This is a genomic window from Planctomicrobium mucosum (assembly GCF_051466335.1).
Classification (GTDB): Bacteria; Planctomycetota; Planctomycetia; order Planctomycetales; family Planctomycetaceae; genus Planctomicrobium.
The window spans coordinates 4,120,571-4,144,238 of the sequence record NZ_CP195793.1; the positions used below are offsets into that span (position 1 = coordinate 4,120,571).

Consider the following 23,668-nt stretch of genomic DNA (forward strand, 5'->3'; position numbering starts at 1 on the left):
ACTCCTGCGTGTTATGACCCAATACGAGAACAACTGATCCTAATGTCGAATCGCATTGCGATTCGTTCCACTCCACGGACTCGCCAATTGCAGTGTGCAAGTGACGATAACACTCCAGGCGAGTGCCCATTCGATTGGAAATTGGAAAAACCTTGTTGCAACCACCGCCACCAGTGCTGTTCCCGCCACTGAAAAGAATGAGAATCTGCTTTCACGGAATGGACTCATCACCTTGTTCCAGTTTCTAAGCAGGAACAACAATGAGAAAAAGACGGCGAAACCTGCTGGAGTCACCCCCTCGGATGCAGTGATAAAGGGCTGATCGCCGAGCGAATTGATGATCGCTCTTGGTCGATTCAGATCATTCACAGGGAGCTTCGTTGCGAGAAATTTCGAAACGCCAGACGCGGTCAACGCTGTCAGCACCGCAGGAAAGAGATAGTTCCAGCGAGAAGGACGCTTTTGATTGACTTGCCGCAGAAATGCCGGGACTGCGAGTGCACTCCAACACGCGACAATTGTCGTGGCCAGAAATGTGACGACGACACCTGCATCAGCGCCGTACCCCGCATCGACTTCAAACATCTCCCGGTAGAACGAAAGTGGAATCAATGTGAAGAGCCCGGCAATCGGAACGACAATCAGGCAAGAGGTGAAAAAGCCTGAAGCCCGTTTCCGCCAATTGACGCCTGGGTTCTCAGGAACAACAGTTGGAATGGTCAAGGATCCCTGTGTAGCGAGTCGATTCGACTCCGCTCTCTGCCGAGACAATTTTGCCCAAATTGGCCAGGTCACAGCTGCCAATGGGATCGCCAACCAGACGGGTCCAGAATCATGATACCGACGTGAAATCACAATACAGGTAATGAGAATGACGAAGAAGATCGGCATTGGGAGAGAATCTCCCTTCTCCCCTGTACCGAAGCTGCATGGTCCCTTCTGCTTGGGCGCAGCAGGTCGCTTGCTGCAAGATGAGTTCTTCACTTTGACTGCTGGAGGAAGCCGTTTGTCCTGGCCCGACGTTTCCGCTTTTGCTGATTTTGCCTCGGCTTTTCCGATGACCGCAGCGTTAAAGGCATCGAGAAAGCTCTTCATCGATGTGAATCGACGAGAAGGCTCTTTTTCAAGGGCTTTCGCAACGACAGGCTGCAAACGAGGAGGGAGCTTGTTGAGGTCTGGTTTTTCTGTGAGATGTTTCATCAGAATCTCACCAGTCGATTCTCCATCGAACGGGAGTAACCCAGTCAGCATCTCGTAAACAATCACTCCCATCGCGTAGATGTCGACTTCCAGGCCGTAGCGGCCCTTCGCGACTTCCGGAGCCATGTAATAGACAGTTCCGACACTTTGGGTGTGTGCACTTTGTCGGGACGGGGTGATGAACTTTGACAGCCCGACGTCACCGATTTTTACCTGATCCTGATCAATAAAGATGTTCGCCGGTTTCAGGTCGCGGTGGACCAGTCCGCTGCGGTGCAGAAACTCCATCCCTGCAACCATCCCCGGGAGCCACCGCCGAACCAGTTCGAGAGGCATTCCTGTCGGGTGTTTGCGAATCTGGGATTCCAGCGTCTCCCCAGGAACATACTCCATGACAATCCAATGATCTCCTTCGTCATCACTCCGGATGTCGAAGATGGTGACCAGATTTGGATGTGTCAGGTTGAGGCATTGCTGCACCCCGCGCAGCTCGACATCAACATTATTTTGCAGGAGCTTCAGTGCCACTTCACGCCCTCCATCGGAGAGGGCATAGTACACTTCACCGAACCCGCCCCGATGGATCGCTCGTTTCAGCGTATATCCAGCGAGAGGTCGTGCATCGGGTTGAAAGGTGAATTTCATTTGTGTTTTCTGCCTGAATGCCTGTCACTGCTCGTCGACTTCATAGCAAGTCTGAATCATGGTCACTTCAGAGCGAGCTTTACAGAGCAACGTGATTTTCCTCGATCCGGCTCAACATTTCATCTTGAATCTGGCATGGGGATCTGATTTTCAAAGAGAGCTGAAAGGTCAAAATCCCTGAGTGCCCGCTATGACAGCAGTTCCACCCGAATACACCCTGAATCCGTTTCAATAACGTCACCGTGCGCGATTGAACGTGGCCTCGAGCCTTCTGATTCGCTTTTCCACATCAAAACTCCCTTCGACTCGTAGAACAGGATCCTCTCGGAAAAGGAGCTGCATTGAATATGACACTTCGTATCGGGGCCCAATAGGCACAGGCCATTGAACAGAACCACTCCGCTGAGACTGTCCGGGTTTCGATGTGACGATTGAACGGTAATCGTACTGGTGTCAGAGAGTGGACTTGGAACTTTGATGGTCAGGTCGACATCCGAACCCAACCTGATGCAGTCGTTCGATCGTAACTGGGTCTCACCTCGCATGGGAGCTTCATTCAGGGACACTTCTCCAATCGGCTCGAACCAATCTGCTCCATCCCGACGCTTCCAGCGTCCATGTTCTGCAGCGAGTGCTCCCATGATCCGATATCGAAATTCCTCTTCGGCCGCGCGATTTGCGTTGCCGAAGAGGAGTTCACTACCGCCCCACAGTAACCAGCAGCCGACTCCATCAATCCAAAGTCGGCACGCTGGAGTTTCTCTGAGCTGAATCGCTGTCGGATCTTCCTGGGGCATCATGATCAACTTCTGGTTCACTGAAGAAGAAGTTCAGAGGGCGTCATCGCGATTCGCGGTCGTCGCGATCGGCGTGCAGTCACGCCCCCCATCCTCATTGTGAATGAACTTCTCTTCAAGCGAACTGGAAACTATTCAGTCGGATCTGATTTCTGCGCCATTTGAGTCACTTCATTTGTCCCGAAGTACTCGTCGATCTGAGCAGCGATATCGCCAAGCTCTTCTTCCTGAGCCTGTTCAACCGGAATGAGCCCATTCAGATCACCTTCTGAAGCGAGAACAGCGTCCTCAACATCAAGGCGTTTTTCGATATTCGCGATCAATCCTTTGACGCGTGTCAGCTGAGAATCGTCGATTTCGATTCCGTGGATCTGCTTGCGGGCAGCGATCGTACGCATGCGAGCATCCAGCCGTTCAAGTTCTGCTTCCAGATTCTTCTTCTGGTTGAGCATTCCTTCGAGGGTTTCACGATTGGCTGCGAGTGCTTTTTCCTTTGCTGCAAGGACTTGCTGTTCTCGTTTGACGGTGTCTTCAGCGATTTTGAAACGGTTAAATCGTTCAGAAAGGTCCTTCTCCACATCATTCCGGGAGTACTTGTGTCCCGCGTAGACGTACTGAAGATCCTGGCTCTTCAGGTCATTCTTCATCGCCAAAATCGCATCCTGCTGAGTAGCGAGCGCCTTTTCACGAGTCGCGATCGACTTGGTCAATTGAGCAACTTCAACCTGCTCTGTTGCGATCAAATGGACTGAACGTCGCACTTCTGGAATGAGCCGTTCTACTTCGTGACGTGCTCTTTCGATTTCAAATTCCAGCGGAACTTCTTTTCGCAGGTGATCACGAGCAGTTTTTACTCCTGTTCGTGCGTAGCTGCAGAAGTCGCGTCCAATGACAACACCTCCGATAGTTGCGGCGATTGCCGCTCCAATAATCAACTTGCGAAGCATGATTTCCCCTCCAGGCGTCTCGCAACATTTCAATCAGGCCTCTCCGACAGAAGAGGTGGTGATGTCTGTTGATTCGCTTGGTCGCGCGAAATATTGAAAACGCGAGTCCGATTTTTTGGGAATTTTTCGGATTTGTTGTTGGAACTGAGCTTCTGTGGAGGGCGACTCATCGGTCTCAACACGTTGTGGGAGTGGCATCACAATTGTTGTTAGTTCTTATTCTGTATCGTGTTGTGAATGATTCTGTCGACAGCGCCAGAGTGACGAGTTGAGGGGGCGCGTCGTAGACCCGTCTTGACGCTTTTTCCGAGTTGTTGCATAACTCCCGCTTGAATTTTGCCCCTTTGAATCAGTTCGCATTCCGCATGCGAAGCTCGCAGCATTCCAATGCTCCCTAAACTACCGATCCTTCAACGCTATCTCTTCGGAGAGGTCTTTCGCGTATTTGCGTTTGTCCTCTTCTGCATGACTGCGCTGCTGGTTTTTGTGGGGGTGTTTCAGCAGGCGACCCAGAGTGGCCTCGATCCCGGCCAGGCGCTGACGATTATTCCATACGTCATCCCCAGTATGTTGCCGTTCACCATTCCAGCCGCCCTTCTGCTGACTGTGAGTGTCGTTTACGGGCGTATTACGGGAGATCAGGAAGTCGTGGCTGCAAAAGCCGCGGGGATTCACCCATTCTCGCTGATGTGGCCGGCTTTGGTGCTGGGTGCCGTTCTCAGTGTCGGCGCCCTGTTCCTCACGGATCAGGTGATTCCTTGGTCGATGACGAAAATCGAACAGCACATCGTCTCGTTCATGGAGGATATCTTTCTCGAACAGTTGCGGACGGAACATCATTTCAGCGATCGAAAGCATGATGGGCTTTTGGTGACCGTCGACGATGTAGAAGGAAATGTGCTGATCCGTCCGACATTCAGGTACACGAAAGGTCAGAAAATCTGCACGCTTCAGGCTGAAGAAGCACAGATCGATCTTGATGCAGCTGGCCAGACATTATCGATCCGTGCTAAGAACGCGTGGATCGACATCCCTGGACAGGCTCGCGGACGTCTTTCTGAGAAGACCGAGACGATTCGCTGGGACAGTGAAAAAGGGCGAAAAAGCCCGAGAGACATGCCTATCACGTCGATTCAGTCGGAGCTGTCGAGTATTAAGGATCAACGTGAGCGCGAACGTCAGCTGACGGCAATCGAAGCCTGTTTCTTCTTGAACACAGCTGATTTCGCAGGGTTGGCGGACAGCTGTGAAAAACGCGTGATCGGAATCAATAAGGAACGGAGTCGGTCGTTCAAATTGAATACCGAAATCCACAATCGATACGCGATGGCGTGCAGCTGCTTCTTTTTCGTCTTGCTGGGCGCTCCGTTTTCGATGCGATTCGGAAAGAGTCAGTATCTGACAAGCTTCCTGTTGTGCTTTATCCCGATCGTCTGTTGCTACTACCCATTGCTTCTGGGGATCACGACGCAGGCGAAGAAAGGGGCCATTCCGCCGGAACTCGCAATGTGGATTGCCAATGCTCTGCTCGCGGTCGCTGCGTGGGTCGTGATGCGGAAAGTCATCCGTTACTAGAGCGACGCTCGTGAGAGTGCGGCGTTTCGCGCGGCGATAAGCGCAGCGTTTGACTGAGTTTTTGCCACCATTCGCCGCCACACTCCCCTGAGACAGGGGCCAATTCAAGCGAAGAGGGTCGCAGATTCCCTGCATTTAAAAAAATGCATGATGAAGTGATGGCATGGGAGTCAAAACAATGCGATCTTATTGGCAGGGAGCCCGTGCAATACGGATAGAAACGGTGAAAGTCGCCGCTCCGGGTTGAAAATAAAAGTGTCCAACAGACCGATAAACATTGCAACACATTCAAGGCAAACGAGTTATGGTGAATTTGCGTTCATAACGGTCGTTGACACCTATTTTGCGATCTTATAATTTTGCAACTCTCAACGACGAATGTTGAGACACTATTTCAAATCAATGAGGAATTGAGTGATGGCTGGGAACGTTCAGAATTTCAGTGATGCAACATTTCAGGAAGACGTGCTCAACAGCGATCAGCCGGTATTGGTCGATTTCTGGGCTCCCTGGTGTGGACCATGCAAAGCGCTGACACCAACAATCGACGCTCTCGCCGACGAATACGCTGGTAAGTTCAAAATTGGTAAGTTGAACACCGACGACAACCACAAAACAGCAATTGCCTACCAGATCAACAGCATTCCAACCCTGATCGTCTTCAAGGGTGGAAAGCAGGTCGACATGATCCGCGGCCAGCAGCCAAAGGATCGCATTGCTCAGGTTCTCGACAAGCACATTGGATAATTGAGAGAGACATTTGCGGCTTCAGATTGAACTGAGTCCGCGAACACAGAACAAAACGAGGGGTGTTCATCTCGCATGAACACCCTCCGTGCGTTCTGGGTCAATTGACCAGCTTCGATAATCTCGCCTTGAATCGACATGTCCGTGTGACGTTGCTTCTACGGAAGGAAGCCTTCGACGAAACACGCAATCCATGCCAACTGATGAAGAGACTCGCCGTTTCAGGTGAGCATTCCATCAGGGGAAAGGAATCCCCATGCAGGCCTCTGTTGCGACTCGTGATCTGCAACCTGATTCTGAGCTCGATCGGCTCTCTCAAGCTGCCCGCTTTGTAACGCATCTTCAACTTCAGCTTGCTGAGCTGGATCGACGCGAACAACAACTTAACGATCAGGCACAGCTACTTTTTGAGCAACAGGTCAACTCCAAGAGGGCTGCTCGCCTCGCTGAAGAAAAACAGTCGGAAACATTCCGTCAGATCGAAACGCAGGTATCGGTTCTCGCCGAACGCGAAAAAGCGTTGGATCAGCGACTGGTCGCAATCTCGCAGCAGGAACACGATCTCGCCCGTCGTGCGAACGAACTCGAGTTGGCGCGGGAATCATTTCGTCTGTATCAGGCAGAGGCGAAAGCCACGGCGGACGCTGAAGCGGAACAAGTCCGCAATGAGTTGCAAGAGGGACGAAAAGCGTGGACTGCAGAGCAACATCGACTTCGTGAAGAGTTCCAAAAGGAACAAGAAGCGTCTCGGCAAGCGCTCGTCAAAGAGCGTGCGCTGCTTCAAACAGAACTTCTGCAATTGCGGCAGGCTTGCGAGACAGAACAGGCTGGAGCCTGGGGAGAAGTCGAGCAACTGAAATCCCAGTTTTACGACGAGATGGAAGCTGAACGCAAAAAGCTGGCTGACGATCAGGCAGCTTTGGCAGAAGGAGTCAAAGCAGAGCGGGCAAAAATGCAGGAACTGCGGGAAGCGGAACTCGCCGAAATTGCACAGATCCGATTGGAGCTTCAGGAACAACGTTCCGAACAAGAGCGTCGCAACCAACAATGGGCCGAACATTCCCGCGAAGAGAAGAGAAATCTTCAGGAGCAGTTCGAGGAGTATCGACGGAGTCGAAGCGCCGATCTGGACCTGCGTGAACGTGAGATTCAACAACGCGATATCGATCTGCAAAAACGTTTTCGGCTCCATGAAGACCATTTGGAACGGACTCGAAAAGAACTGCTCAATAACCGTTCAGAGCTGGAATGGAATGCGCAGCGACAACGCGTCTGGATCGACCAGGTTGAGACATCCATTCGTCTTCGGCTTGGTCAAATGAGAAAGCTGCGAGAACTGTTGTCCCAGCGCGAGCATTCGCTAGCAGAAGAGCAGGAATTCTTCTCGCGCCAGCGACGAGAGATTGAACAGCAACTCACTGAACAACGCTTGAATCTGACGCAGGAGCAGGAACGTGCTTCGGAAGTCCGCCAAAGCGAGACTGAGCGGTTGCATTCGTTGGAATCCCGCCTTCAATCTGAGGCTGAACAACTCATGGTTCAGCGTGAAAATGTCTCGGAAATCGCGAAACAACTGCAATCTCTCCTCAGCGAATTTCAGGAGACAAATTCGAACCCAACAGAGGAACTTCCAGCGAGTCATCTCTCACAGGTTGTTTCTATTCTCTCCCGGCAGATTGCAGAACTGGAAGAGAGTCGGACGCTACTTGGAACTCAGCAAAAACAGCTGCGTGAAGAGAATTTGCAGCTATCCAACTGGATTGAATCACGTGACCGCTGGGTTCGAGACCGGGAGAAGCAGTTCACCGATCATTTGAACGAACTGACAGATCGGGAAGCTCGTTGGCAAGCGGAGCGAGATCAATGGCACGCCGACCGCATCGAAGTCGAAAAGGTCATTCGCGACCTGGTTCAACAATTGGAGTCGGTTAATGCTGCGAACATCGCAGCTTAGTCCCAGTTCCAATTTCGAATTCAATGAAAGAGCCGTGCAGGAAAGGTGACCTGCACGGCTCACTTTGTTGTTTGCGACATCGACTACGCGCGGGCAGCGGCAAGAACCGCATCGTAATCTGGATGAGACGCGATTTCAGCAACGTATTCGGAATAGGTCACTGTGCCGGCTGCATTGACGACAAACACAGCGCGAGCAAGGCAACGATCGAGACCACCACCGGCGATCAAAACTCCATATGACTTACCAAACTCGGCAGTGCGGTGATCGCTGAGGGTCTGAACATTTTCAACCCCTTCAGACCCGCACCATCGCTTCTGACCGAATGGAAGGTCTGTGCTCACGACGAGAACAACGGCGTTTTCCAGCTTGGCTGCTTCGTCGTTGAATCGCTTGGTTTCCAACGCACAGACGCTGGTGTCGAGAGAAGGGACAGTCACGATCACTCGTGTTTTCCCTGCGGAGCTTGCAAGAGTTACATCTTCCAGAGCAGCGCTCTGCAATGTGAAATCTGGTGCTTGTGCGCCAACTTTCAATTCCGGACCTGCGAGTGTAACCGGATTTCCCTTGAGTGTGACTTGTGGCATGCTCTGCTCTCGTGATGGTTGAAGACGGTGATGATTCCGGAAGTATCTTCGAAATTTCCACTCCTGCAACTCAACGCGAACAGAAGAGCAACGAAATCACTCAGACTCCTGTCGATTCGATGGGTGACAACAACAACCGCTTCATGAAATTAATTCACCATCCCCGCTGCAGCACTCTTTTTGAGTCACAGTTCTTTGGTGACTCGTGGGCAATTACTTGTCTTCCTGCGCCCACGCCGGAGGGAGAAAGAGGTGTTTCACAGGAATTGCAAATTCCATGAGCGTCGAACCGCCGGAGAGAAGCTGATGTTCTTCGACCCGTTCGTGATTCATGACACCTTTGCGACAGACGTATGCGGCCTTGACGTGTGGATCGATCACCCAGACGACTCCGACACCATGTCGATGGTAGACGTGAATTCGCTCGGTGATGTCTCGTCGTTTATCAGCTGTGGTTGCGAGTTCGATGACGAGCGGCGGAACAAGCGTGGCGACTTCGAAATCACCCTGCTCAAACCGCGGCCCTTCGAGAAAGTAGCTGACCGAAGGGAAAAAGACAGTGTCAGGATCGGATTCGACCTTCAGTCCGATATCGAAGCAGGGATACCCGTTCAGCGTTGTGTGAACGTACTGTGAGAAGGCTTTGGACAGGTTCAGGACGATGTTCCCATATTCCGGGTCTGGAGGATCCAGAGAGACCGGGACACCTCGAATCAATTCGCTCCATTGGCCTCCGTCTGCCAGTTCGCTTCGAGAGTCAATGAACTCTTCCGCCGTCATAATACGTCGATTGATCATCTTTACTCTCCTTGGGCGTTCAGTTGAGGCTCTCAACTCGGGGAGGCTGCTGCAACACGTCCGTCATCCGGGCAACGTGAATTTCCGATCACTGGGCATCATTCGTCAGCCAGTTTTCCGGATTGCCGATCGAAACAACCTGCTACGACTTCATGATCGTTTCTGCGAGAGCAATCGCTTTGAGTTGGCCGCGAGCTTTGTTCATCGTCTCCTGATATTCGCTTGCTGGGACACTGTCCGCCACGATTCCCGCCCCCGCCTGGACGTATGCTTTGCCGTTCATCATGACGATGGTTCTCAAGGCAATACAGGTGTCCATGTTGCCAGTGAAATCGATGTACCCCACTGCTCCAGCGTAAGGTCCGCGGCGGTGTTTCTCAAACTGGTCGATCACTTCCATCGCCCGCACTTTTGGTGCACCAGAGACCGTACCCGCGGGCAGACCTGCTCTCAGTGCTGCCAACGATGTCAGGCCGGGTTGCAGTTTTCCGGTCACGTTGGAAGTGATGTGCATCACATGGCTGTACTTCTCGACGACCATGAGATCGCTCAGCTGAACCGACCCGTATTCCGCAATGCGGCCAACGTCATTCCGGGCGAGGTCAATGAGCATGACATGCTCAGCGATCTCTTTCGGATCAGCGAGCAATTCAGCAGCCAACGCAGCGTCTTCCGCCTCATTGGCACCGCGCACTCGGGTTCCTGCCAAAGGGCGAATCGTGGTTAAACCGTCGTCGACCCGCACCATAATTTCCGGGGAACTTCCGACAAGTGTCGATCGCGGGGTTTGAAGAAGGAACATGAACGGGCTGGGGTTCACCACTCTTAAAGCGCGGTAAACGTCCATCGGTGTCGCAGAGGTCTCCACTTCGAGACGCTGGCTCAGGACGACCTGGAAGATATCTCCTGCTCGAATGTACTCCTGAGAAGAACTGACGATCCCTTCGAACTCTTCCTGAGTGAAATTCGAGGTAAACTTCGGCAGCTCCGGATTCAACAAGTCGACGTCCGGCATCGACAACCCGGAATCGCGATTTTGAAGTTGCTGACAGATCGCATCCACTCGGGAACAAGCATGATCGTAGGCTTCCTTGGGATCTCCTTCGTGAGTACGGGCGTGGACGACAATCAAAGTAACTTTGCGGATGTGATCAAAGATGATCATCGCATCGTGAAGAGCGAACGACATATCCGGAAGATGGCGATCATCCTCTGGCGGATTTAGAAGCTTCTCGGTGTAACGAACAACGTCATAGCCTGCGTAGCCGACGGCGCCCCCGACGAAGTTCGGCAGCCCCGGGATTTTCACGGAACGATATGTTTCGAGAAGCGTGTCGAGTTCCGAAAGCGGGTCATCAACGGTGCGGCGCGTCTCAATGGAATCGATGGTCGTGACAACTTCGTTGCCGTAGGCTTCGATCGTCAGGAACGGATCGCCCCCCATGAAGCTGTATCGCCCAATCCGCTCTCCACCAACGACGCTTTCGAACAGAAACTGGTTGTTGGTCCAGCCAGCTTTGCAGAATGCTGAGACTGGTGTGAGCGTGTCGCTGTAAATCATGCGGTAAACCGGGATCAGCGGTGCTTGCCCAGCGAGGCCAACAAATTCATCGAACTTGGGGAGATGCATGAAAATCACTCGGTTTGAACATTACGTCAGCAGCGACATGCTGACACATCATGATCGCAAAGGATCACCGGCATCTTAACGAATTGACAACGTCCAACAAATCACGGCCAACACAGGATCAAGCAGGATCTGTGCATCATCTGGGAGTGTGGACCGAAACGATTGCTGCCCGTGCGCATTCCGGGAGTCTTCATTCCCGGAATCTCGACGAGACTCTACGAGGGGATCCGTTCAATCACCATTTCCCGGACCACCTTCGGATCAGCCCCTTTGACCTGCTTCATCACTTTTCCAATGATGGCGCCAAGGGCCTGCTGTTTTCCAGACTTGAAGTCTTCGATCGCTTTTGCGTTTTCTGCGATCGCAGTCGAGATCGCCGCTTCGAGAGCCCCGGTATCGTTCACAACAGCCAGGCCACGTTCTGCCACAATGCGATCAACGTCCGCGACAGCAGGTGTCGCTAACTCGTCTGCATCGGGATCGCCCAGAAGTGCAGCGAACACTTCCCGTGCGCTCTTGACCGTCAGAACTTTGTCCGTGATCCGCTTGAGAAGCGTTCCAAGGATCTCGGAGGTGACAGGAAATTCATCGATGGTCAGGCGTCGTTCATTCAGTTCACGCAGCACATCTTGAGTAACCCAGTTGGCAGCCTGTTTGGCGTCCCCGCACAGTCCAAAGACCTCTTCAAAGTAGGCGGCAACCGCTGTCCCCTGATTCAAAATGACGTTCGCGTCGTAATCGGAAAGTCCAAGTTCGGTTTTAAAGCGATTTCGACGGCGGGCGGGCGTTTCTTTCTGGCTCGATCGAATTTGTTCCACCGTTTCGCGACTTACCAATACCGGCAGCAAGTCTGGATCTGGGAAATACCGGTAGTCGGCCGCTGCTTCTTTGCCTCGCTGGGCGAACGTGAGATTTCGATTGGCGTCCCACCCGCGAGTTTCTTTTTCAGCACCGGGATCGCCCAGTTTGCGTCCGGTTGCCTGGAACTCTTTGAACTGCCGTTCCGCTTCAAATTCAATCGCTGCCTCGACCCCTCGGAAGGTGTTGAGGTTTTTGATTTCCACGATCGGAGTTGCGATCGTCTTGCCGTCCACCTCGAGATGCAGGTTCACATTCGCATCGCAGCGGAGACTTCCTTCCTGCATGTTGCAGTCGGAAACTCCCAGCGATGTCAGCAGGAGATACATCTCTTCAAGGTAAGATTTCGCTTCATAGGCCGATCGAATATCAGGTTCTGAAACGATCTCAAGAAGTGGGGTCCCTGCACGATTCAGGTCAACCTGACTATCCGCTCCGCGACCGGATTCATCGTGGATATTCTTGCCAGCGTCTTCTTCCAGATGAGCGCGGTTGATTCGAACCTTGCTGATAGTTCCATCGGGCCGTGTCGCTTCGAGATAGCCATTTTTGCTGAACGGAAGATCAAACTGGCTGATCTGATACCCCTTCGGCAAGTCGGGGTAGTAATACTGCTTTCGATCCCATTTTGTGAATGAGGCGATTTCACAGTTCAGGGCGATGGCTGTGATGAGCGAGAGCCGAAACGCCTCTTCATTCATCACGGGGAGCGAACCAGGGAGACCCAGACAGACAGGACAAGTCTGTGTATTGGGAGCGTCTGGATTGAAGCGATTCAAACAACCACAGAAAATTTTTGTCTTTGTTTGCAGCTGAACGTGAACTTCCAGTCCAACAACAGTTGTGTATCGCATTGAAAACGCTCATCCCGGCAATGGAGAGTGATAGGTTCCTGAATTGAGGGAGAGTGTGACGAAAGAGTTCGCAATCATCTAGTGGAACGGGAGCAAGTGCCTCTGAAATCCGGTCGTTGAGTCTCGACTGAGGGTTAGATCAAGATCGTTGGATTTGTTCGAGGCGTGGGCGGGCTGTGTCCTCTCAGTCAATCCCGACGGTCTCGCTGCAGAGCTTTCTCATAGCCAGCCAATCGTAATGCAGCCGTTTGTGTTTTCCCAAAATTGGGTTTGGGCAAGGGGTTAGAAAAAACGCAGGAAAAAGTGGTTCAATTCGCACAAATCAACTTTGTCAAGTCCAGTTTTAGATAGAAACCTTGACATTGACGTCTGAGTCGCTAGACTAGTTTTTCTTATCGATCTTCGGACCTATCATTACGTTTCACTTATTCTGTCGAAATTTCAGTCACCGCCCTGTGAATATCCGCAATACAGAGATCTTTTGCGAGATTGCGACGCACCGCAGCTTAACCCGAGCTGGCGAGGTGAGGCAGATTTCACAGTCTGCGGTCAGCCAGGCTCTTCAGCAGCTTGAAGAAAAGCTAGGAGTCATGCTCGTTGATCGTTCCAAGCGGCCGATCGAACTGACCGCCGCGGGAAAGGTCTACTACGAGCGCTGTCAGCAGTGGTTGCAGGATTATCAGGAGATTGAAGATGCCGTTCTTCAACTCACTGACCGCATCCACGGTCGTGTCAGAGTTTCTTCGATCTACTCCGTCGGACTTTTGCAGATGTCAACATATGTTCGACGTCTGAAGGAATCGTACCCGGAGATCGAACTTTCTCTCGATTACGAGCATCCTGAAACGATTTACAACCGTATCCAACGGGACGAAATCGACTTGGGAATTGTCTCATATCCCCGAGTCGGGGGTGAAATCAGCTGTATTTCGTGGCAAGATCAAGAGATGGTTGTTGCGGTTGCACAGAATAATCCGCTTAGCTCCCGCTCATCCATCCGACTTGAAGAACTCGACAAGATTCCTTTCGTTGCGTTCACTGCTGACCTGACAATACGACGAAGAACCGAGAAACTATTTAAATCCGCTGGAATCGCGGTGAATGTCACCCACCAATTTGACAACATTGAGAACATCAAGCGTGCGGTCGAAATCGATCTTGGAGTGGCGCTCATTCCTTTAACGACGATGCGACGCGAATTGGAAATTGGCACTCTGGCAGCCATTCATTTGTCAGATGTCAGTTTTGTGCGACCTCTTGGGATTGTGCATAAACGGCACAAGCACCTTTCAAGAGCGGCGGAGAAATTCGTTGAACTCCTGAATGACGATCCGGGCGACTCCGCTTTCGTTGCAAGTCAAGCGATAGCAGCAGGGGCCACCCCCTGATCGTTTAAACGTGATTCATTTTTTGCCTGACATTTCTCTCTGAGAATTTCGCTCATTCCGGAGAAAAATGAAGAACCTGGATCAGATGAACGGGATCGTTCTGTTTCCGTAATTCTGTATGACAACCAGTAACAACCAGATACTGATGGCACCCGGTCCAGTAACGCCGAGCCAGCTTATTGTTTCGAAGAAGTCGAGTCTGATATGGACCAATCGCTAATCAAGTTGCAACCTTCAGGATTCCCCGAAGACAACGGATTGTACTCAAGTGAGAACGAGCACGATGCGTGTGGAGTTGGTTTCGTTGCGAATATTAAAGGTCATCCATCTCACCAGACGATTCTCGACGCCGATCGTATCAACCGTCAGATGCACCACCGTGGTGCTTGCGGATGCGAAGAAAACACCGGTGACGGTGCGGGAATTCTGACCGCGCTGCCTCATAAGTTTCTGCGACGTGTCGTCAAGGCAGAACTGGGAATTGACCTCCCGGAAGCTGGCCAGTACGGGGCGGGAATTGTTTACTTCCCCAAGGACAAAACTGTCCAGGAAGAATTCAAGAAGATCGTTGCAGAGCACGTCGCAAAGCAAGGGCTCAAACTGCTCGGATGGCGTAACGTTCCTCAAGATCCGGTTGCTGCCAACATCGGACCGAGTGCACTGTCCGTTGAGCCGGACATGCAACTGATTCTGATCGGGGCTCCCGAAGGAATTGACCAGCAGACATTCGAGCGGAAACTCTTCGTCGTCCGAAAAACCTCCAGCCACGCGATCCGAACTGGCAAGCACGCACTGGCTCTGCAGTTCTACATCTGCACGCTTTCCACTCGAATTATCGTGTACAAAGGAATGTTCACACCTGCTCAGGTGCTTCCTTACTACCCAGACCTTCAGGACGAAGACTACGAATCGCATTTGGCGATGGTGCACAGCCGCTTCAGCACCAACACCTTCCCATCATGGGATCGTGCTCAGCCGTTGCGCTGCATCGCTCACAACGGTGAAATCAATACCGTGAAAGGAAACAGTAACTGGATGTTCGCCCGACAAGGGGCTCTCCAGTCCGAACTGTTCGGGGAAGATCTCGAAACCTTGTTCCCGGTCGTGGAAGCACACGGAAGCGATTCTGGAAACTTCGACAACGTGATGGAACTCCTCTATCACGGCGGACGCGATCTTCCAGATGTCGCCATGATGATGATTCCTGAAGCATGGCAGAATCACCATGCAATGCCCGAGGAAAAACGGGCATTTTATGAGTACCATTCCGCATTGATGGAGCCATGGGACGGGCCTGCGAGCGTTTCGTTCACAGATGGCCGCTTCATCGGAGCGTGTCTGGATCGTAACGGGTTGCGTCCAAGCCGTTTCTACGTGACCCATGACGATCAGGTCATCATGGCGAGCGAAGTCGGTGTGCTGGAAGTGCCACCGGAAAACGTCAAGCTCAAGGGACGTTTGCAGCCAGGAAAGATGTTCCTTGTTGACTTCGAACAGGGGCGCCTGATCCCAGATGAAGAACTCAAGCACGCTGTCGCAAGCCGCCGTCCTTACGGTGAATGGCTCAAGAATCAGCGTTTGGAACTGCGTGACCTCCGTAAAGAATGGCAGGCAAATGGGGGGCAGATCTCCCCCATCCGCGATTCTGACCTCCTCAAGATGAAGCAGGCTTTCGGCTACACCACCGAAACCATGCAGTTCATGCTATTGCCGCTGGTCAATGCGAAGAAAGATCCCATTTATTCGATGGGAGACGATGCGTCGCTGGCATGCCTCTCAGATCAGCCACGTCCGCTGTACGACTACTTCAAACAGCTGTTCGCACAAGTGACCAATCCGCCAATCGATTCGATTCGCGAAGAAGTCATCATGTCTCTGGAATGTTACATCGGACCAGAGGGGAACCTGTTTGACACCGCTGAGAAGCAGTGCCATCGACTTAGAGTTCCTCATCCAATTCTGACTGATGAAGAATTGGCTGCACTCAAGAACCTGAATGGCGGCCACGGTTGGAAAACCAAGACGATCGACGCGACTTGGCCCAAGTCTGAGGGGACTGCAGGATTACTCCCAGCAATTCAGCGAGTCTGTCAGGAAGCTCAGGATGCGATCGCCGAAGGGTATTCACTCGTCATTCTAAGTGACCGTGCAACCGGACCAGATCGGGTGGGGATCAGCTCCCTGCTCGCATGCGGTGCTGTTCACCATCATCTTGTTCGTCAGGAACTGCGAACACGAATCGGCCTGATCCTCGAATCCGCGGAAGCACGCGAAGTTCACCACTTCTGCCTGCTGACCGGCTACGGTGCAGATGCGATTAACCCATACCTTGCTTTCGACACTCTTCGCGATGCTCGTAACCACGGCCATCTCAATGGTGATTACACCGAAGAGAAGATCGTGATGACCTACCGTGAAGGGATCAGCAAGGGGATGCTCAAGGTCATGGGCAAGATGGGCATTTCCACCTTGCAATCCTACAAGGGAGCACAGATTTTCGAAGCATTGGGACTGTCTCCTGAGGTGGTCGAACTCTGTTTCCGTGGGACAGCCAGCCGTATTCGCGGGATCGGATTCGAGATCCTTGCTGAAGAAACGCTGCGTCGTCATGAGATGGGTTACCCAAGTCGCACCGAGTCGACCGGACTTCCGGTTCTGGCCAACATGGGACTCGTTCACTGGCGTCACGGTGGAGAAAAGCACGGCTGGAATCCGTTCACCATCGCTGAAATCCAGCAGGCTGCACGTGCCGGTGACAAGGGCGCTTACAAGCGATTTGCAACTCTCGTGAATGAGAGTAGCCATCGTCAGGGAACGCTCCGTGGTCTCATGCGTTTCAAGGCAGGAACTCCCATTTCGATCGACGAAGTGGAACCAGCCAAGGAAATCGTCAAGCGATTCTGCAGCGGTGCAATGAGCTACGGCTCGATCTCTGCGGAAGCTCATGAAACCATTGCGATCGCGATGAACCGATTGGGCGGCAAGAGCAATACCGGCGAAGGAGGAGAAGATTACGAACGCTTCAATCCTCTGGCCAACGGCGACACCAAGCGATCTGCCATCAAGCAGGTTGCCTCGGGACGTTTCGGTGTGACATCGTGGTACCTGACCAACGCTGATGAAATTCAGATCAAGATGGCTCAGGGAGCGAAGCCCGGTGAAGGGGGAGAACTCCCCGGTCACAAGGTCGACAAGACGATCGCAGCCACGCGGCACGCGACCCCGGGCGTGGGACTGATCAGTCCTCCTCCGCACCACGACATCTACTCCATCGAAGACCTCTCTCAGCTCATCTACGACCTGAAGAATTCGAATCCAAGTGCCCGCGTCAGCGTGAAACTGGTTTCCGAAGTCGGTGTCGGAACTGTGGCTGCAGGGGTGTCGAAGGGGCATGCAGACAAGATTCTGGTTTCCGGTGACGGTGGAGGAACAGGGGCATCTCCTCTGACTTCCATCAAGCACGCAGGACTCCCTTGGGAATTGGGGATCGCAGAAGCCCACCAGACGCTTGTCATGAACGACCTGCGAAGCCGAGTTCGCTTGGAAACAGACGGGCAGCTTCGAACGGGACGCGACGTCGCGATTGCCTGTATGCTCGGTGCAGAAGAGTTCGGTTTTGCAACCGCTCCTCTGATCACCCTCGGCTGCATCATGATGCGTAAGTGTCACCTCAACACTTGCCCAGTCGGTGTGGCAACACAGGATCCAGAGCTGCGAAAGCGCTTTACTGGGCAACCTGAGCACGTCGTCAACTACCTGTTCATGGTGGCTGAAGACCTCCGGGAAGTGATGGCGAGCCTCGGCTTCCGTAGCATCAACGAGATGGTCGGTCGTGCAGACATGCTCGAATGGAATTCCGATGTCGATCACTGGAAGGCGAAGCACCTGGACCTCTCACCGGTCCTCAAGCTCGCGACCAGCCCATACCCAAATGCCGGTCGATACTGCACCCAGACGCAGAATCATGGACTGGAAGAGACACTCGACCAGCAACTGCTGATTCCATCATGCCGTGAGGCAATCGATACAGCACAACCCAAGCTGCTCGACGTCAATATTCAGAACATCGATCGTTCCTTCGGAACGACTCTGAGTCACGAAATCTCCAAGAAGTGGGGACCAGAAGGACTTCCAGAAGACACCATTCGACTTCGCGTTCGCGGATCGGCTGGACAGTCGCTGGGTGCCTTCGGTGTGAAAGGGTTGACGATCGAAGTGATCGGAGACGCGAACGACTACGTTGGAAAAGGACTTTCGGGAGCGAAGATTATCGTTGCTCCGCCTGAAGAGAGTTCCTTTACAGCGAGTAACAACATCATCATCGGAAACGTGGCACTTTACGGTGCAACGAGCGGCGAAGCTTACTTCCGCGGAATTGCAGCGGAACGGTTCTGCGTTCGGAACTCGGGTGCCAAGGCAGTTGTCGAAGGTGTTGGAGACCACGGACTCGAATACATGACCGGCGGTTGTGTCGTTGTTCTTGGACCAACCGGTCGTAACTTCGCAGCTGGTATGTCCGGTGGATACGCATTCGTACTCACGAACGACATTGATGAGTTGCGATTGAACACCAACCTGGAGTTGGTTGAATTTGAGTCGGTCGAAGAGTTGGAAGACGTCGAACTCCTTCGATCCATGCTCACGAAGCACCAGAAATACACTGGATCTTCAACAGCAACTGAGATTCTGGAGAACTGGGACAAGTCGCTTCCGAAATTCGTGAAGGTCATGCCTCGGGATTACAAGCGGGCTCTGGCTGAGCGCAAAGCGGAAGCAGCTGCCGAGGCGGCCGGGGAAGAATCACCGGTTCATGCCTAGTGTCGAAGTCAGTTCCGTGTTCCCGTTTCAGAAATGAAACGGGAACCGGCTCTCTTCAAACGCAGTGAATTTCTGACTTTCATCGCTCTTCACAAATCGAAATCATCCCGAAGCCGGTGCGACAACGCGAAACAGCTTCATAGTTAAGTAAGTAAACGTCATGGGTAAGCCAACAGGATTTCTTGATTACGAACGGCAAACAGCTCGAGAAATCGCTCCAAAAGAGCGTTTGAAGAACTGGAACGAGTTCGCGGAGAAGGTTGAACTCAAGGTTCTTCAATCTCAGGGCGCACGTTGTATGGACTGCGGAATTCCGTTCTGCCATACAGGGGATATTCTCGGCGGAATGGCCGCCGGTTGTCCCGTTCACAACCTCATTCCTGAATTCAACGACCTCGTCTATCACGACGATTGGCAGGAAGCTCTCGATCGTCTGCACAAGACCAACAACTTTCCGGAGTTCACGGGACGCGTCTGCCCAGCTCCTTGTGAAGGGTCTTGCACAGTCGGGATCAACTCCCCGCCGGTTGCGATCAAGACGATCGAGAAGAATATCGTCGATCGAGGTTGGGCAGAGAACTGGATCGTTCCACGGAAACCACAAAACCGCACCGGCAAGAAGGTCGCGGTTGTCGGCTCAGGTCCATCCGGACTTGCTGCCGCTGCTCAGCTCAACAGCGTCGGCCATGAAGTGACCGTCTTCGAGCGGAACGACCGCATCGGCGGCCTGTTGATGTACGGTATCCCGAACATGAAGCTCGAGAAGTGGATTGTGGATCGCCGAGTCAACCTGCTTCGCGAAGAAGGGGTCACCTTCAAGACCAACACCACGATCGGAAAGGACATCAAGGCAGACCAGTTGGTGTCTGAATTCGACGCAGTGGTTCTCTGTGTCGGATCAACAGTTCCGAACGACTTTTTCGCGAAGACTCCGGGACGTCATCTCAAGGGAATCCATTTCGCGATGGAATTCCTGCATGCGAATACCAAAAGTCTACTCGACTCCAAGCACGCCGATGGCAACTATATCTCTGCTGAAGGTAAAGATGTTGCGGTCATTGGTGGTGGAGATACCGGGAACGACTGCCTGGGCACGAGCCTTCGTCACGGTTGCAAGTCGCTCGTCAACTTTGAAGTGGTTCCACAGTCTCCAAAGGAGCGTGCAACGAACAATCCTTGGCCACAATGGCCGAAGATTCACCGGACTGATTATGGTCATGCGGAAGCAGCTGCGGTCTTCGATTACTCACAGGATCCTCGTAAGTCATTGACGAACGATCCACGTGAGTACAGCATTCAGACCGTGGAATTCCTCGGGGATGAAGAGGGTAACCTGCGAGCGCTGAAGACAGTCAAACTCGACTGGTCAAAGCCGGTTCCAGGTGGGGCCCCGTTCAGCACAGTACCAGGTAGCGAACAGGAATGGCCCGCTCAGCTTTGCTTCCTTGCACTGGGGTTCAAGGGACCTGAGCAACTCGTCGCAGAGCAACTGGGAATTGAAGTTGATCCTCGCAGCAACTTCAAAGCGACCTACGGCAAGTATGCCACCAACATTCCAGGGTTGTTCGCTGCTGGCGATTGCCGTCGCGGTCAGTCGCTCATCGTCTGGGCAATCAACGAAGGACGCGAAGCAGCACGTGAATGTGATCGTTACCTGATGGGATCGACCACCCTGCCATAAGCGCTGTGGACGGCTAAATGAATTGCCTGAGAGAGGTATGCCCAGCGGTGTACCTCTCTTTTTTATTTGAGGATGACCAATCAGTTGAAAAATCTTCGTTGCCGCGGTGACGAATTCCTCTACTCTTCTGAATGTGAACTACCTCGCCCACGGAATTCGATTTCTTGATCGCCCCTACTATCTCATCGGTTCTGCGATTCCGGACCTGTTGAGTGTGTCGGACCGCAGATCGCGTGTCCGCAAGAAGACAATCGAGAATCAACTTCCGGAACCCGCTTCGCATTCACGTGAGCTCTCGCTGGGGATGCTCCAGCACCTGCATGACGATCAGTGGTTCCACAACACGCCGGGGTTTTACGAGGTCACCGGTTCGATGTCGGTGCTGTTTCGGTCGGCACTGGGGCCAGATGAAGACTGGCACTGCGGGTTTCTTGGTCACATCGTGACCGAATTGCTGATTGACTCGACGCTCATGGAAGATTCCCCGGAAGCACTCGTGCAGTACTACGAGGCGTTTGCCTCAGTCGATTCTCAATTTGTCCATCACACAGTTTCCGGAATTGCGACTCAACCAATCGAACGTTTGGGCGGATTCATCGAGCTGTTTGTTCGCGAACGATTTCTGGCAGACTATCCGGACAACGAACGACTGCTGTTTCGACTCAATCAGGTTATGAAGCGAGTCTCACTCCGCCCGCTCCCGGGCGAAATCGTCGCTGTTCTGCGGGATGGGCGGCAACTGGTCCGAGAGAACATGCTGCAACTCCTTCCTAAAGAACACTTTACACTTTAGAACCTCATTGGAGTTGCCCATTTCGTGGTTCGTAGTGGCTTCGCATGGGTGTGACCGCAATCGCGATGGGCACTCAGACCATGAAGCCAAAAGGCCGCTCGCATCAAAAATTCCAATCAAGTTCTCCAACCGCAGCACTCGGAGCAACTTGACCGGTTTTCTCGCTCGCTCCTATACTGCCGCGCAGGACTTGCGGTAGCCTGACTCTGACGATTTTTGAAGAAACAGGCTCGATGATCTTGAGCAGAGTTCGTGTCGTTGAAAGACGGTGATACGGGGGCTGATTCTCAAGTGGGGAGATGACACAGGGGGATTCACCCTGTGTCTGTGACCACCGCGAGCATCACGCGCGGTCGTGATGTTTTCCGAACATAATCCCAGTTAACGACTTTGGTGAACAGGTTGCGGCATTTGCCGGCTTTGTCCATCAAGTCCCCCAGAGCCTGACAAGGCAGTAGGCTGACACCGGCAATGGCAGGAACGACCCCCGAAGTACCAGATAACGAGCATTTCCATCACTCACAGGCTCCCACTGCTCTGCAGCAGGGCTTGAATGAAGGAATGGCAAAGGCAGCTCCGTACACCAAGCAAATTTTGATTGGCTGTCTCGCTGTTGTCATCGCTTTTGTCGGTTATTACATCTGGACGAACGCCGCGCAATCCCGAAAAACTGCAGGCTGGGACAAATTCGCAGAATGCCGCGCTCCGGAAGATTACCTCGCTGTCGCAGACCAGTACCCAAACAATCCTGTCGGGCAATTTGCGCGACTTGAAGGGGCTCGACGCTTCCTCGCTGAAGGAGTGAACCAGGCAATGCGTAATCGCGAATTGAGCGATGCCAGCCTGAACAAGGCCAAAGAGAACTTCAATGCACTGCTCGAAAAGAAGTCGGTCATGTCCGAAGTTCGACAGGAAGCTCTCTACGGAATGGCCACATCTCTCGAACTGCTCTCCGATGGCGATAACAAACCTGCGATTAACGCCTATGAAGCCCTGCTCAGCGAATTCAGCGACTCTCCACATCGTCTGTGGGCAGAAGAACGGCTGGCGGCACTCAAGACTCCTGATTCAGAGTCCTTCTACAGCTGGTTCCGCAAGCAAAATCCAAAGCCTGCTGACCGTCCCCTTCCAAACGATAACAAGCCAAGCTCACCGCTGGATGTCCTGATGCCAGATCTGGAGATTCCGAAGGAGACTCCAGCTGTCGAAACGCCAGCGACTCAGACCCCGGAACCAGCAGAAGGTGAAGCTGCTCCCGAAATGCCAGCAGACCCAGCGGCGCCACCTGCACCATCTGAAGAAAAGCCAGCTGAGATGCCAGCTCCTGAAGCACCCGCTGCTGAGACAACCCCAGCTCCAGAAACGTCTGAGCCAGAAGCGCCAGCTCCAGAAGTGACCCCAGAGCCCGCTCCTCAATCAGAGCCGACTCCGGAAACTCCTGAACCGGCTCCAGCTTCTAACTAAGACAAGCTGAGAATAAAAAAGAGACCGCCGATTCCATTTCGAGTCGGCGGTCTCTTTTTGTATTACGAGTTGTGAAAAATAAGGTTATGAAAGGGAATTCCACACGTTCTGCATGTATCGCAGACTTTCCACCGCTGTTAGTTCAGCGCCCGGAGAGTAGTCGAACACTTCGACCGACACCCACCCTGGGTACGACGTCTCTTTGAGGGCCTGAAAAATTGGAACGTAGTCAATGTCCCCCATTCCCGGCCCGCGAAGATTCGCATCATTTGCGTGGAAGTGCCGAGTGGTGCTCGCGAAATCGCGAATCAGTTCCGGCAGAGGCGTTCCCTCGCCCAGCATCGCTTTGACATCCTGATGCAGCCCGAGATTGGGGTGATCGACCGCAGCGATGATCTCCGCAGCCTCCTGACACGTATTAATGAAATTGGTTTCATTTGTTGTCAGTGGTTCAATCAGTAAATCCACGCCTCTGTCGGCTAGTTGAGGTAGAGCTGCTTTCAACACTTCGATGGTGTTTTGCGTCGCTTGGTCTTTTGAAACTCCCTCTTCGAGATTTCGTTGAAGAGGAGACCCGAGCACCATCAGGTTTCCCCCGAGGTCGGCGCACAGGTTTCCGAGGGTGACCAGATATTCAGCGGTCTTCTTGCGGACGGCTTGATCGGCGGTTGAGAGGTGAAAACCGGTCGTTTTGGCGAGCAGCCAATGCAAGCCGATAATCTCCAGCCCATTCCCCTCCGCTATTCGCCTGAGTTCGCCTCGACTTTGCTGATCAACCCGATCTGCCTGTTCTGCCAAGGTGAACGGTGCGACTTCGACCCCTGTATAGCCAGTCTCGCGAATGAATCGACACTGTTTGTCCCAGTCCCAGTCGACGAACAGTTCCTGACAAATTGCAAACTTCATGTGTTTTCGGCTTAAGTCCGGAGGGA

At 52.8% G+C, this 23,668-nt stretch carries 16 protein-coding genes; 8 read left to right on the forward strand and 8 right to left on the reverse strand.

The features are described 5' to 3' along the window. Positions 1–39: 39 nt before the first annotated feature. From SH668x_RS16330 to SH668x_RS16340, 3 genes are all read right to left on the reverse strand, one after another. The gene (locus SH668x_RS16330; RefSeq protein WP_437186127.1) at positions 40–1,845 is read right to left on the reverse strand and encodes a serine/threonine protein kinase; all 1,806 of its coding nucleotides are present in this window, start codon (positions 1,843–1,845) and stop codon (positions 40–42) included. A 188-nt stretch (positions 1,846–2,033) separates the two neighbouring features. Continuing rightward, positions 2,034–2,645 (reverse strand): hypothetical protein, encoded by a 612-nt coding sequence (locus SH668x_RS16335; protein WP_437186128.1) that lies wholly within the window; start codon positions 2,643–2,645, stop codon positions 2,034–2,036. A 128-nt stretch (positions 2,646–2,773) separates the two neighbouring features. Next, positions 2,774–3,589 carry a hypothetical protein gene (locus SH668x_RS16340; protein ID WP_437186129.1) on the reverse strand — a complete coding sequence of 272 codons (816 nt, stop codon included), beginning with the start codon at positions 3,587–3,589 and terminating at the stop codon, positions 2,774–2,776. 387 nt (positions 3,590–3,976) lie between these two features. Here SH668x_RS16340 and SH668x_RS16345 point away from each other — a divergent pair, with 387 nt between their 5' ends. The 3 genes from SH668x_RS16345 (at position 3,977) to SH668x_RS16355 (ending at position 7,865) form a co-directional block, all read left to right on the forward strand. Continuing rightward, a complete protein-coding gene (locus SH668x_RS16345) occupies positions 3,977–5,164 on the forward strand; it encodes an LptF/LptG family permease (protein ID WP_437186130.1) in 1,188 nt (395 codons plus the stop codon). A 417-nt stretch (positions 5,165–5,581) separates the two neighbouring features. Beyond that, the gene (gene trxA / locus SH668x_RS16350) at positions 5,582–5,911 is read left to right on the forward strand and encodes a thioredoxin (RefSeq protein WP_437186131.1); all 330 of its coding nucleotides are present in this window, start codon (positions 5,582–5,584) and stop codon (positions 5,909–5,911) included. Positions 5,912–6,167: 256 nt separating this feature from the next. Then, the gene (locus tag SH668x_RS16355; RefSeq protein ID WP_437186132.1) at positions 6,168–7,865 is read left to right on the forward strand and encodes a hypothetical protein; all 1,698 of its coding nucleotides are present in this window, start codon (positions 6,168–6,170) and stop codon (positions 7,863–7,865) included. Between the two features lie 83 nt (positions 7,866–7,948). Here SH668x_RS16355 and tpx read toward each other — a convergent pair whose 3' ends face one another. The 4 genes from tpx to gatB form a co-directional block, all read right to left on the reverse strand. Continuing rightward, a complete protein-coding gene (tpx, locus tag SH668x_RS16360; RefSeq protein ID WP_437186133.1) occupies positions 7,949–8,452 on the reverse strand; it encodes a thiol peroxidase in 504 nt (167 codons plus the stop codon). Positions 8,453–8,665: 213 nt separating this feature from the next. Beyond that, positions 8,666–9,250 (reverse strand): Uma2 family endonuclease, encoded by a 585-nt coding sequence (locus tag SH668x_RS16365; protein WP_437186134.1) that lies wholly within the window; start codon positions 9,248–9,250, stop codon positions 8,666–8,668. 142 nt (positions 9,251–9,392) lie between these two features. Further along, positions 9,393–10,880: an anthranilate synthase component I gene (trpE, locus tag SH668x_RS16370; RefSeq protein WP_437186135.1), complete on the reverse strand. Its 1,488-nt coding sequence runs from the start codon at positions 10,878–10,880 to the stop codon at positions 9,393–9,395. A 215-nt stretch (positions 10,881–11,095) separates the two neighbouring features. Continuing rightward, positions 11,096–12,592, reverse strand: a complete 1,497-nt coding sequence (gene gatB / locus SH668x_RS16375; RefSeq protein ID WP_437186136.1) for an Asp-tRNA(Asn)/Glu-tRNA(Gln) amidotransferase subunit GatB — start codon at positions 12,590–12,592, stop codon at positions 11,096–11,098. Between the two features lie 455 nt (positions 12,593–13,047). Here gatB and SH668x_RS16380 point away from each other — a divergent pair, with 455 nt between their 5' ends. The 5 genes from SH668x_RS16380 to SH668x_RS16400 all read left to right on the forward strand — a co-directional run bounded on the left by SH668x_RS16380 (position 13,048) and on the right by SH668x_RS16400 (position 22,736). Then, positions 13,048–13,980: a LysR family transcriptional regulator gene (locus tag SH668x_RS16380; protein WP_437186137.1), complete on the forward strand. Its 933-nt coding sequence runs from the start codon at positions 13,048–13,050 to the stop codon at positions 13,978–13,980. Positions 13,981–14,184: 204 nt separating this feature from the next. Further along, positions 14,185–18,798 (forward strand): glutamate synthase large subunit, encoded by a 4,614-nt coding sequence (gene gltB / locus SH668x_RS16385; protein WP_437186138.1) that lies wholly within the window; start codon positions 14,185–14,187, stop codon positions 18,796–18,798. A 160-nt stretch (positions 18,799–18,958) separates the two neighbouring features. Then, positions 18,959–20,479 (forward strand): glutamate synthase subunit beta, encoded by a 1,521-nt coding sequence (locus tag SH668x_RS16390; protein ID WP_437186139.1) that lies wholly within the window; start codon positions 18,959–18,961, stop codon positions 20,477–20,479. A 106-nt stretch (positions 20,480–20,585) separates the two neighbouring features. Continuing rightward, positions 20,586–21,272 (forward strand): hypothetical protein, encoded by a 687-nt coding sequence (locus tag SH668x_RS16395; RefSeq protein ID WP_437186140.1) that lies wholly within the window; start codon positions 20,586–20,588, stop codon positions 21,270–21,272. Between the two features lie 471 nt (positions 21,273–21,743). Beyond that, entirely contained in the window at positions 21,744–22,736 is a 993-nt protein-coding gene (locus SH668x_RS16400) for a hypothetical protein (RefSeq protein WP_437186141.1), read from the forward strand. An 84-nt stretch (positions 22,737–22,820) separates the two neighbouring features. Here the strand turns inward: SH668x_RS16400 and SH668x_RS16405 are convergent, their stop codons facing one another. Continuing rightward, positions 22,821–23,642: a sugar phosphate isomerase/epimerase family protein gene (locus SH668x_RS16405; RefSeq protein ID WP_437186142.1), complete on the reverse strand. Its 822-nt coding sequence runs from the start codon at positions 23,640–23,642 to the stop codon at positions 22,821–22,823. Positions 23,643–23,668 lie beyond the last annotated feature (26 nt).